This window comes from Parasedimentitalea huanghaiensis, assembly GCF_009753675.1.
GTDB classification, from domain to species: Bacteria; Pseudomonadota; Alphaproteobacteria; order Rhodobacterales; family Rhodobacteraceae; genus Parasedimentitalea; species Parasedimentitalea huanghaiensis.
Window position 1 is genome coordinate 245,707 of sequence record NZ_WQLV01000007.1, and the last position, 10,771, is coordinate 256,477.

At 56.5% G+C, this 10,771-nt stretch carries 10 protein-coding genes; 6 read left to right on the forward strand and 4 right to left on the reverse strand.

Annotated elements, in window-relative coordinates:
* Positions 1-5: 5 nt before the first annotated feature.
* The gene (locus tag GO984_RS13400) at positions 6-458 is read right to left on the reverse strand and encodes a methylated-DNA--[protein]-cysteine S-methyltransferase (RefSeq protein WP_157023019.1); all 453 of its coding nucleotides are present in this window, start codon (positions 456-458) and stop codon (positions 6-8) included.
* A gap of 197 nt (positions 459-655) precedes the next feature.
* Here GO984_RS13400 and GO984_RS13405 point away from each other — a divergent pair, with 197 nt between their 5' ends.
* Both GO984_RS13405 and GO984_RS13410 read left to right on the forward strand, forming a co-directional pair.
* On the forward strand, positions 656-1,087 hold the full coding sequence (locus GO984_RS13405; protein ID WP_157023020.1) for a hypothetical protein: 432 nt from the start codon (positions 656-658) through the stop codon (positions 1,085-1,087).
* A 230-nt stretch (positions 1,088-1,317) separates the two neighbouring features.
* The gene (locus GO984_RS13410; protein ID WP_157023021.1) at positions 1,318-1,686 is read left to right on the forward strand and encodes a hypothetical protein; all 369 of its coding nucleotides are present in this window, start codon (positions 1,318-1,320) and stop codon (positions 1,684-1,686) included.
* A gap of 64 nt (positions 1,687-1,750) precedes the next feature.
* Here the strand turns inward: GO984_RS13410 and GO984_RS13415 are convergent, their stop codons facing one another.
* Together GO984_RS13415 and ileS are read right to left on the reverse strand one after the other, a co-directional pair.
* Entirely contained in the window at positions 1,751-2,707 is a 957-nt protein-coding gene (locus tag GO984_RS13415) for a P1 family peptidase (protein ID WP_157023022.1), read from the reverse strand.
* A complete protein-coding gene (gene ileS, locus GO984_RS13420) occupies positions 2,707-5,622 on the reverse strand; it encodes an isoleucine--tRNA ligase (protein ID WP_157023023.1) in 2,916 nt (971 codons plus the stop codon). The genes GO984_RS13415 and ileS overlap by 1 nt, the downstream gene beginning before the upstream one ends.
* Positions 5,623-5,974: 352 nt before the next feature.
* Here ileS and GO984_RS13425 point away from each other — a divergent pair, with 352 nt between their 5' ends.
* Positions 5,975-6,460, forward strand: coding sequence for a hypothetical protein (locus GO984_RS13425; protein ID WP_157023024.1), 486 nt, complete (start codon positions 5,975-5,977; stop codon positions 6,458-6,460).
* Between the two features lie 46 nt (positions 6,461-6,506).
* Here the strand turns inward: GO984_RS13425 and GO984_RS13430 are convergent, their stop codons facing one another.
* On the reverse strand, positions 6,507-7,007 hold the full coding sequence (locus GO984_RS13430) for an Lrp/AsnC family transcriptional regulator (protein ID WP_157023025.1): 501 nt from the start codon (positions 7,005-7,007) through the stop codon (positions 6,507-6,509).
* Between the two features lie 213 nt (positions 7,008-7,220).
* Between GO984_RS13430 and trxB the strand changes: the two genes are divergently transcribed.
* From trxB to GO984_RS13445, 3 genes are all read left to right on the forward strand, one after another.
* Positions 7,221-8,165 (forward strand): thioredoxin-disulfide reductase, encoded by a 945-nt coding sequence (trxB, locus tag GO984_RS13435; RefSeq protein WP_157023026.1) that lies wholly within the window; start codon positions 7,221-7,223, stop codon positions 8,163-8,165.
* Positions 8,165-8,668 (forward strand): RES family NAD+ phosphorylase, encoded by a 504-nt coding sequence (locus GO984_RS13440; protein WP_157023027.1) that lies wholly within the window; start codon positions 8,165-8,167, stop codon positions 8,666-8,668. The genes trxB and GO984_RS13440 overlap by 1 nt, the downstream gene beginning before the upstream one ends.
* A 61-nt stretch (positions 8,669-8,729) precedes the next feature.
* Complete coding sequence (locus tag GO984_RS13445; protein ID WP_157023028.1) at positions 8,730-10,421, forward strand: adenylate/guanylate cyclase domain-containing protein; 1,692 nt, start codon at positions 8,730-8,732, stop codon at positions 10,419-10,421.
* The last annotated feature ends 350 nt before the right edge of the window (positions 10,422-10,771 follow it).

Here is a 10,771-nt window from a genome sequence, read left to right on the forward strand (position 1 = left end):
GGCCCTCAAATCAGCAGCCCAGCTGCGCCTTCATGTTTCAGCAATGTGACCTTGGTCTCGACACCGCCTGCACCAGAGAACCCGCCCAACCCGTTTGCCCCCAATACACGGTGACATGGGATGATCACCGGGATTGGGTTGGCACCGCAGGCATTGCCGACCGGTTGCGCAGAGCCACCGAGTTCACGCGCGATATCGCCATATGTCAGGGTCTCACCAAAGGGGATGGCCGACATGGCATCGCAAACGGCACGCTGGAAATCAGAGCCCTGCACATAAAGCGGCAGATCGAAAACCTGCAATTCCCCTGCAAAATAGGCCTGCAGTTGATCCAGCGCCGCATCCAGCAGCGCAGTTCTGGCAGTGGCTTCGCTGGACCAGCTCAGGCGTACAATCGCGCCATCCTGCTCTTCAAGAGAGAGCTGGCCAACGGGTGTATGAAGGGAAGCAATGGGCATAAGGCGCACCCTCATTCATTCCTACACGCAGCGCAAGAGGCGACAGGTGTTAACACCTCCATCAATGAAATCAGCCCGCGGATAACAAACAAAAGGCACCCGGTTCGCCTGCGCGTTAACCTTTACTAAAATTTGCGCCCCAGTTTTCCTAAAATTCAAGTAAACCTTAGGAAGGATTTAAACGAAAGGCGAAGCAATTGATCTCAGCAGTCTCCGGCAACATAAGCGTTTACAAGCCCGTTCAGCGTACCGTTGAGGCCGCGATGATCCAAGCCGACGCGATTGTCACGTTGGAGGAAAACAAAGAGATCATCCGGACCACCATCGCTGCGAAGACTGTTGAAGATCAGCGTCAAAAGTACCTGCAGACCGAATATGTAGGCCCAGCGCGTGAAGCTGCCCGTCTGGCCGCGCTTGGTGGTGCACTGGCGCAGCAGTTGTTGACCCAACACGTTGGACCCGCCCGTGCCGAGGCCCGGCTGGTCGCCCTGGGCAAAGCGCCAAACGGAGCCCTGGCCCTGCAGTCCGATGCTCAGGACCTTCGGTCGGGTTGTTATGCAGGTCCAAAACCTGTCAGCGTGATTCAAGCGGATCAGCAGTACCGCTTGGCACTTGGCGTGCTATCGTAAGTTCCGCCGCCCGGGTTGGCGGCCCAAATGCCCGGTTCGCTAAAGTTTTAAGCGATATAGGATTTGCTCCCGAAGGAAATTACCTCAGCCCTTTCAGCCCTTTGTTCATCTAAGATAAATTCTAATCAGTCTGGGCAGGCTCCGGCCGTCCTCGTCATCCATTTTCTAGTAGTTTCATCGTAATTTGGTGGCAGCACACATATGCCATCACTCTACGTTGGAGAAACACTATGAACTCGGTCTCATCAGTTGGCGGCCTTAGCAACGCGCTTAACTCTACAACCAACAGTAAACAACCTGGCCCCCCAGATCATGCCAAAGCCTGGGGTTGGCGGGCTAAACAAGCTGCCGCCGCTGAGGAAACACAAGCCGCGCAAACGGCCACGGTCACCGACGCAACAGCGACAACCGAAACGCCGGACGCTGTGACACCCGCGACTGCAATGGACGAGACATCGCAGGATGCGGCGGCAACCCTGCCTCCGCCAGACGAGGCAGACATGGGATCGGTCATTGCCGGTCTGATTGCAGGACCATCCGAGACAACCACGGTTGACGCCAGCACCGAATACAATGTCGTTCAGACCCTGCTCGGCTAGAACAAGAGGCCACCCAACACCTTGGGTTGCCTTTCTCGTCACCTCGCAACCGTCAAAAGACAGTTCACAACTTGAGAGATCGGATCAGGTTTGGACGATCTCTTAGCGCGTCGTAGCCTTGCATGTCTCTTGCCGCTAAAAGCGCGTTTAGGATGGCCTCTTCCGTGGCTTCGATCACTGCTTCGAACAGGGGCGAACACTGGTCGTTGGGCATGTCAGCAGACGTGCTGGTGAAGGCCAAAGCATAATCACCGGAGCCATTTGACAGGCTGGAGCCAATGCGCGCCAGTCCTGCAAAGCTGCGCGTTGCCAGACGGGTTAGATTGCGCGCGCAAAGCGGTGCATCGGTGGCAATGACAATGACGATGGACCCATCAGCATCTGCTTTGGATGTTTCATGGAGCTCTTGCCCATTGACCCGCAGTGTGCCGCCGAAATTGGACTGCACCAGCACCCCTAGGCTATGCCCCTCTACCAGACGCGACGCGGTGCCAATTCCGCCCTTCAGCCCAAACGAGATGGTCCCAGTACCTGCCCCAACTGCGCCCTCTGCGACGGGACCTTTGGACGCTGTACTCAGCGCCAGTCGCATCTCTTCAATCGTTGGGCGTGCTGCACGAATGTCATTGAGACGCCCGTCGTTGGTTTCGCCAACCACGGCATTGATAGAGGTCACCAATTTGTTTTCGGGATGCGCCAGAGTGTGCTGCACCAGCGCCTCTACGGCCCGTCCGGTGGCAAGTGTATTGGTCAGAAGGATTGGGGTTTCCAGCTCGCCCAGCTCTTGCACCTGGGTGGCGCCAGCAAATTTTCCAAAGCCGTTGAGCACCGACAGACCTGCCCGTGGTCGGTTGGTAAATACATTGTCAGAATGAGGCAGGATCGCAGTGGCACCTGTGCGGGTGCGCTCCCCTTCGATCAGAGTGACATGGCCGATTTTAACACCGGCCACATCAGTAATGGCGTTTAATGGACCGGGCGCAAAGCGCCCGATCTTGATGCCATGTTCACGGGCGCGCATTAGCCCAGCGCGTCATTACAACGGCCACAGACATCCGGGTGCGCGTGATGGCCTACGTCTGGCAAGATCTTCCAGCAACGTTGGCACTTGTCGCCTTCTGCCTTCTCGAACACCACCGAGATGCCGTCATATTCGGGCATACGGAAGGCTTCGGCCGGGGCCGGATCACCCGTCAGGACAACACCAGAGGTGATGAACAGATCATCCAGTGGCACGGTGCGCAGGATAGCAACGACCTCGGGATCTTCGACATGCACCACTGGCGCGGCCTCAAGGCTGGACCCGATCACCTTATCCTGACGCTGCAACTCCAACGCCGCTGTGGTCACCCGGCGCACGCGGCGGACTTTGGCCAGGTTCTCTGCCAATGGCTCGTCCAGCCAATCGGCAGGTGTATGTGGGAAGTCCGTCAGGTGGATCGATGCATCCTCTTCCGAATACCGCTCTAGCCAGACCTCTTCCATGGTGAAGACCAGGATTGGCGCCAGCCAGGCGGTGATACGGTGGAACAGCAGGTCCAACACGGTCCGCGCCGAGCGCGCAGCCAGTGTGTCGCCATCGCAGTACAGCGCATCCTTGCGTACATCAAAGTAGAAGCTGGACAGGTCTACAGTGGCAAAGTTGAACACGGCAGAGAATACACCCTGGAAATCAAACGCCTGATAGCCACTGCGCACTTCGTGATCCAATTCGGCCATGCGGTGCAGCACCCAGCGCTCCAGACGCGGCATGTCTTCTGGCTCAACCTTTTGTGCGTCATCAAACCCATCAAGACTGCCGAGCATGAACCGCATGGTGTTGCGCAGGCGGCGATAGCTGTCGGCCACACCTTTCAGGATTTCCGGGCCGATCCGCTGATCCGCCGTGTAATCGGTTTGGGCCACCCAGAGACGCAGGATATCCGCACCGTACTGTTTGACCACAGTTTCCGGCACGATTGTATTGCCCAGGGACTTGGACATTTTCATGCCTTTTTCGTCCAGTGTGAAGCCGTGGGTAACAACGTTGCGATACGGCGCGCGGCCCTTGGTGCCACAGGCTTGCAACAGGGATGAGTGGAACCAACCACGGTGCTGGTCGGTGCCTTCCATGTAGACATCGGCAATACCGTCTTTGGTGCCGTCTTCGCGGTCGCGCAGCACAAAGGCGTGGGTCGAGCCAGAGTCGAACCACACATCGAGCACGTCAAACACCTGCTCCCACTCATCCGCGTTATAGTCATCACCAAGGAAGCGTTCTTTGGCGCCGTCCATGTACCAAGCGTCTGCGCCTTCGGCCTCGAACGCCGCGACAACACGCGCATTCACGGCGTCATCACGCAGCAGGAAGCCCTCGTCCGTTGGCAACAGACCCTTTTTGATAAAGCAGGTCAGCGGTACACCCCAGGCGCGCTGGCGTGACAGAACCCAGTCAGGGCGGGTTTCGATCATCGCGTGCAGACGGTTGCGGCCCTTGGCCGGGGTCCATTTGACCAGTTCGTCGATCGAGGTCAGGGCACGGTCGCGGATGGTTTTTCCGTAGGTGTCCTGATCATCGCCGATCTCACGATCCACGGCGGCAAACCACTGCGGCGTGTTGCGATAGATGATCGGAGCCTTGGACCGCCACGAGTGTGGATAGCTGTGCTTGATCTTGCCGCGAGCCATTAGCCCGCCAACTTCGACCAGTTTATCGATGATCTTTTTGTTGGCATCGCCCTCGCCGCCCTTGCGGTTTAGGATATAGGTGCCACCAAAGAACGGCAGTTCAGCGCGGAAACCACCGTCATCCATCACGTTATAGGTGATCATCTGCTCTAGCATGCCCAGATCACGGTAGAGTTCAAATTCTTCCATACCGTGGCTTGGGGCGCAGTGCACAAAACCTGTACCTTCGGTATCGGTCACAAAAGGCGCGGCGCGGAAGTCACGCAGGCCGTCCCATTCACCGTTGGAGTCTTCGGCGCCGTGCAGCGGGTGCTGCAAATCAATACCTTCAAGATCTTCGACCGACACGTCAGCGACGCGAGTGTACTGGTCTTTTTCGAGACGGGCGCGCTTCATCACTTCAATGGCAAGATTGTCAGCGAGGATGTATTTGTCGCCAACCGCAACCCAAGATTCCTCGGGCGTGCCGGTGACTTCGTAGAGGCCATAGGCAATGTCCTGACCAAAGACGACCGCTTTGTTCGATGGGATTGTCCAAGGGGTTGTGGTCCAGATCACCACCTGAGCGCCGGAAAGCTTGTGGTCTTCGTTGGCCACTTTGAACTTCACCCAGATGGTGAAGCTTTCTTTGTCGTGGTACTCAACCTCGGCCTCGGCCAGCGCAGTTTTCTCAACCGGCGACCACATCACGGGCTTAGAGCCCTGATACAGAGTACCGTTCATCAGGAACTTTTGGAATTCACCGGCAATCACCGCCTCGGCGTGATAGGCCATGGTCAGATATGGGTCATCCCAGTTACCTGTGATGCCCAGACGTTTGAACTCTTCGCGCTGGATATCGACCCAACCCTCGGCGAACTTGCGGCATTCCTGACGGAAGTCGACGATATCCACGTCGTCTTTGTTCTTGCCCTTTTTGCGGTACTTTTCCTCGATCTTCCACTCGATCGGCAGACCGTGGCAATCCCAGCCCGGCACGTATCGTGCATCAAAACCCATCATCTGGTGTGAACGCACGATCATGTCTTTGATGGTTTTGTTCAGCGCGTGACCGATGTGCAGGTGGCCGTTGGCATATGGAGGGCCATCGTGCAGCGTGAACGGTTCACGTCCATTTTTCTCGCGCAGGCGGTCGTAAACGCCAATTTTTTCCCAACGTTCCAGCCACTTAGGCTCGCGCTTGGGCAGGCCAGCGCGCATTGGGAAGTCAGTTTTGGGCAGGTTCAGCGTGGTTTTATAGTCGGGTGTTTCAGGCGTGTCGGCGCACATGGGGGCGTCCTTTGGATGGTCTGTTCGTGAATATCAATTGCGGTCGGTGTGACGGATCAAACACCTTGGCCCGGCGTCTCATGGTTCAGAGAGCCGGGGATATAATTCGAATAATGATGGCCGCACGGTGGGTCATAGGCGCGTTATAGGCTGAGGTGGTCCAAGGGTAAAGCGCAGAAGCTTGTTAAGAGGCAATCGCCAGACCAACAGGAATTTCTTTGGCAGGTCCTGTTGAAGGGCAATTTACACGTTCTTAGATGCTGGGAGCGGCCAACCCGAAACCGGATCGGTATCCCGATGGTTTTCGCCAACTGAAGCAGTACAGCCAAAACGGCCACCCGAAAGAAAAAGAATGACACCCAAGACACTCGCCCCCCTTGTCACTGCTGCGCTTGTTGCAGCCAATCTGGCCGTCGGCTCATCCGCTCAGGCAGGACGTTGGACCGAAGAGACCAGGCTTGATGGTTTGAGCCATCGATCAGCAGAACATGTCGTGCTGGAACTGGATCGCAGGAGCCACGACGACCCGAGTGCGATTGCAGTCAGCTGTGTGCGGGGGCAAGAAACTCTGGTGATTGATACCCGCGGCTACCAACCTGAAAAATCAACTCTGATCACCATCATGACGGACGGGCGGCCCCACAAAATTCGTGCGCGGACGTCAGGCAAAACCAGCTCGCTTTATGCTGATCCTAACCGGGATCTGCTGAGGGATCTGGCCAAGGCCGATGACATCGTGGTTGGGTTCAAAGACCGGCGTGGGAAAATGAGAACGGCCAAAAGCGAAAACACCCGACGGGGTGTTCTGTTGACGCTGTTCACTGCGGATTGCAGATGATCAGTGGGGAGGTTCTCTGCGCCTTCCCAGCCACCCAATTTATCAGCTAGGCCTCTTTGGCCAGTCGCTCTTCCAGCACCTCAAACGGCACTCCTGGTTCATCCTTAGCACCGCGGATCACCAGTGAGGTCTTGACCGATGCCACATTTGGCGTGCTCAGCAAATCCCCTGTCAGAAAGCTCTGGAAAGTGCTCAGATCCGGGGATACGCATTTCAAAATGAAATCCACTTCGCCGTTCAGCATGTGGCACTCGCGCACCAAGGGCCAGCCGCGGCACTTCTCTTCAAAGGCGCTTAGCTCCACCTCGGCCTGACTTTCCAACCCGACCATAGCAAAGACCTGCACTTCGAATCCCAGTTCACGCGCATTTACTTCTGCGTGATAGCCACGAATAAACCCCGCCTCTTCCAGCGTGCGCACCCGGCGCAAACAGGGTGGCGCGGATATGCCAACGCGTTTGGCCAGCTCCACATTGGTCATGCGCCCATCGGCTTGTAGCTCCGAAAGTATCTTGCGATCAATCGGGTCCAGGCGTGTTGTGACCATGTTCAGCTCTCCGTCAGATTTGCGTTTCTTATAACAGCGCCAGAGATACGCGCAATTATATTTCACGTTAGCGCAATAATCTTTGCTGACCGACATTCAGGTCCTTTCAGAACAGCAGAGTCACTGCGAGGGGTTTAAGCCGCCCAGCTGGGTCGTTATATGACATCGCAACCGGCGGACCACCCGCCCAGCTGCATAATTGGGGATGCTTTGATGACTGACACGCGCCACACCAAGGTTCTGATCATTGGCTCGGGGCCTGCGGGCTATACGGCCGGCGTCTATGCCAGCCGCGCCATGCTGGAGCCAATTCTGGTTCAGGGGATCGAGCCCGGCGGCCAGCTGACCACCACCACCGAGGTCGAGAACTACCCCGGCTACACCGAGGTGCAGGGCCCGGACCTGATGATCAAGATGCAAGAGCACGCGCAGGCGATGGGCTGCGAGATCATTGGCGATATCATCACTGAACTGGACACATCCAAGCGCCCTTTCACAGCCAAGAGCGACAGCGGCACCATCTACACCGCTGATGCTGTGATTCTGGCCACTGGTGCACGCGCCAAATGGTTGGGGCTGGAGAGCGAAGAGAAATTCAAGGGCTTTGGCGTTTCCGCCTGCGCCACCTGTGACGGTTTCTTTTATCGCGGTCAGGAAATTGTGGTCATTGGCGGTGGCAACACCGCAGTTGAAGAAGCCCTGTTCTTGACCAAGTTTGCCTCTAAGGTCACGCTGGTCCACCGCCGCGACGAGCTGCGGGCAGAGAAGATCCTGATCGACCGGTTGGAAAAGAACGAAAAGATCGTACCGCTGTGGTTCAACACCCTGAAAGAAGTTGTTGGCACCGAGAACCCATTGGGCGTTGAGGGTATTGTCACCGAGAATGTCAAAACCGGCGAACTGACGGAAATCCCTTGCAAAGGTGTGTTTGTTGCCATCGGCCACGCGCCTGCCAGCGAGTTGGTTAAGGACACGCTGGAAACCCATTCCGGCGGCTATGTCGTTACCGAACCCGGTACCACAAAGACCAGCGTGCCCGGAGTATTCGCAGCCGGCGACTTGACCGACCACGTTTACCGTCAGGCTGTTACCTCGGCAGGGATGGGCTGTATGGCAGCGCTGGACGCCGAGAAGTTCTTGGCGGAGGCCGAAGACTGATGAAAACTGTCAGCGGGCTTTTCTACCGGATTGTGTATGAAAAGTTCGCTGATCAGGTTTTGAACGGTGTGATCTCGCCCGAGGGGCGATTTCACCATTCGGGGCAGCCTGCCCTGTATCTTTCCCCATCTGTCGACTCAGCTGGCTATGCAGTCTTAAATTACGTCTCAGACAATGACCCGCCCCGCGTTTCGGTCCCCCTGCAATTGAACAACGCGAGACTGCTGGACCTTCGTGATCCAGAAACCTGCAAGGGTTTGCAGATTTGCCCCAAAGCTGCCGATACGCTCTGGCGACCGCAGCGAGAGACCGGAGAACCAGCAACCACTTGGCAAGCCAGCGATGCGGCCCGCAGTACTGGTGCTGACGGAATGATATATGCCGCCCGCACCAACGCCGCACGCTGGCACATCGTTCTCTTTCGCTGGAACGAGATTACGGGCGCTGCCTTAGCCCCCACTGGGACAGCAACCCCTTGGCTGCCCCCTAACAGCATGACTTGACGGATTTTCTCTCTGCCCGCACAGTTTGGGTCAGATTTGAGCCAACCTGGAGGGCCAGACCTTGAACGACCTGTGGCGCGGCAATTGGGCTACGCGGACCCGGATTGTCACCGGATTAATTCTGTTCACCTTTGCCTTTTTTCACTTTCTCAACCTTGGCCTTGGGTTGTTCTCGGATGAGGCACTGGATTGGGGGCAAGACGCCCGCCTAGCAATAACCCGCAGTGAAATTGGCGAGTTCGTCTTGATGGCGTCACTCCTGATCCATGCTGGGCTGTCGATTTACACACTCGCCCTACGGCGTACATTGCGAATGCCCGCATGGGAGGCAACGCAGGTTGTTCTGGGCCTTCTCGTCCCGTTTCTGTTGATCAAGCACATTGTCCATACACATGTGGCGCATGATATGTTTGGCGTGAACGATGAGTACGGTTACGTCACCGTTCTGCTTTGGGATACTGTCGATGGCGCCTGGCAGGCGGTACTGCTGCTGATTGTCTGGGTGCATGGCTGCATGGGGCTGCATTTCTGGATACGCGCAAAATCCTGGTGGCAGCGATGGTTCCCTGTCTTGGTTGGCGTCGCCATGTTGGTACCAGCATTTGCCCTGTCTGGATTTATGGTTCAGGGGCGCCGGATGCTCTTACTGTTTCAAGACGACCAAATCCGCAGTGCGCTGGTGAGGGACTACCACTGGCCTGATGCCGATGCGTTTGCCACTTTGGTCATGATCGCAGATTACATGCTCTACACGTTCTGGGCCGTTCTGGCACTGGCGGCAACGTTCTATATGACCCGTAAAGTTCTGAGTTGGCGAAAATCCGTGCGCATCAAATACAGCAACGGACCAGAGGTATCGGCATTTAAGGGTTTGACGCTGCTGGAAATCTCGCGAAACAACGGTGTCCCACATACGTCGCTCTGCGGTGGTCGGGGTCGCTGCACCACCTGCCGGGTCATTATCGAAGATGGCGGTGATTTACTGCACCCCCCATCTGCTGCAGAAGCCCGCAGTCTGGCGGCGGTCAAGGCTCCGGACAATGCCCGACTTGCCTGTCAGATCCGACCGACACATCCTCTGACCGTGCTGCGGGTGTTTCGCCCAGACGGCAAACGGGGCCGTGCACATGCCAGCCAGGGCGAAGAACGTCGACTGGCGATCCTGTTCCTTGATATGCGCGGCTTTACGGCCCGCACCACCGGGCAACTACCCTATGATGTAGTGTTTCTGCTGAACCGCTTTTTTGACGCGATCGTGCCTAGCATCGTCCAGTCTGGCGGCACTGTGGACAAATATCTTGGAGATGGGCTGCTGGCGGTATTTGAAACCGAGGACGAACACTCTTCGGCTCGAACCGCACTAAAAGCAGCTGAAAACATCAGTGCCGAACTGGCCAGGTTCAACCAGACATTGGCCAGCGAAGATGTCCCTCCGGTTGCCATTGGTATGGGATTGCATCTGGGAAATTTGGTGTTGGGAGAAATTGGCGCCGCAGGACATGCACCACGTACCTTGATCGGTGACACCGTGAATGCCACCAGCCGCCTAGAGGGCATGACTAAAGAACTGAAAGTTGAGCTTCTGGTGTCCGAAGTGCTGCTGCACAGCGCGGGTCATGACACCGCAGGATTGAAACTGAAAACTCTGGACCTGCGGGGTGTGTCTGAACCGCTGTCCGCACTCGCGGTCACTTCCGGCACCGAGTTAATGCAGGTTCTGGAAACGGTGCATCGCAACAAGAGCCAACATTGATGCCTCCCCCACCACTCCCTCCAAATCCCTAAGACTAAAATCGCCTTAGTTCGCAAAGGAGACGGTTTTCCCGCTTCCAGGCAATCACACCCTAAACAACGGACCAAAGACCTTCAAAACCGGCCTGCTATAGAATTTCGTACCCATTGGTGGCAGGGACGCGCCATTCCCTCCCTTTTCGTCAGCTTTGCTCACGTGATGCTAGACTTTCTTCACACAGAAGCGTTATGCGCAGCAAATCTGCGGCAAACCGCACCCCAACATTGAACGCAAGTACAGCGAGAAATTTGACATGACGATGCTTAGCAATCTGGCGCCGGTTCCAGAGTTATTTGTTTCTTACGAGTCTG

Bases quoted from the DNA above. Each gene is read 5' to 3' on its own strand.
- GO984_RS13400 (WP_157023019.1), bottom strand. From the start codon at position 458: ATGCCCATTGCTTCCCTTCATACACCCGTTGGCCAGCTCTCTCTTGAA.
- GO984_RS13410 (WP_157023021.1), top strand. From the start codon at position 1,318: ATGAACTCGGTCTCATCAGTTGGCGGCCTTAGCAACGCGCTTAACTCT.
- GO984_RS13415 (WP_157023022.1), bottom strand. From the start codon at position 2,707: ATGCGCGCCCGTGAACATGGCATCAAGATCGGGCGCTTTGCGCCCGGT.
- ileS (WP_157023023.1), bottom strand. From the start codon at position 5,622: ATGTGCGCCGACACGCCTGAAACACCCGACTATAAAACCACGCTGAAC.
- GO984_RS13425 (WP_157023024.1), top strand. From the start codon at position 5,975: ATGACACCCAAGACACTCGCCCCCCTTGTCACTGCTGCGCTTGTTGCA.
- GO984_RS13430 (WP_157023025.1), bottom strand. From the start codon at position 7,007: ATGGTCACAACACGCCTGGACCCGATTGATCGCAAGATACTTTCGGAG.
- trxB (WP_157023026.1), top strand. From the start codon at position 7,221: ATGACTGACACGCGCCACACCAAGGTTCTGATCATTGGCTCGGGGCCT.
- GO984_RS13440 (WP_157023027.1), top strand. From the start codon at position 8,165: ATGAAAACTGTCAGCGGGCTTTTCTACCGGATTGTGTATGAAAAGTTC.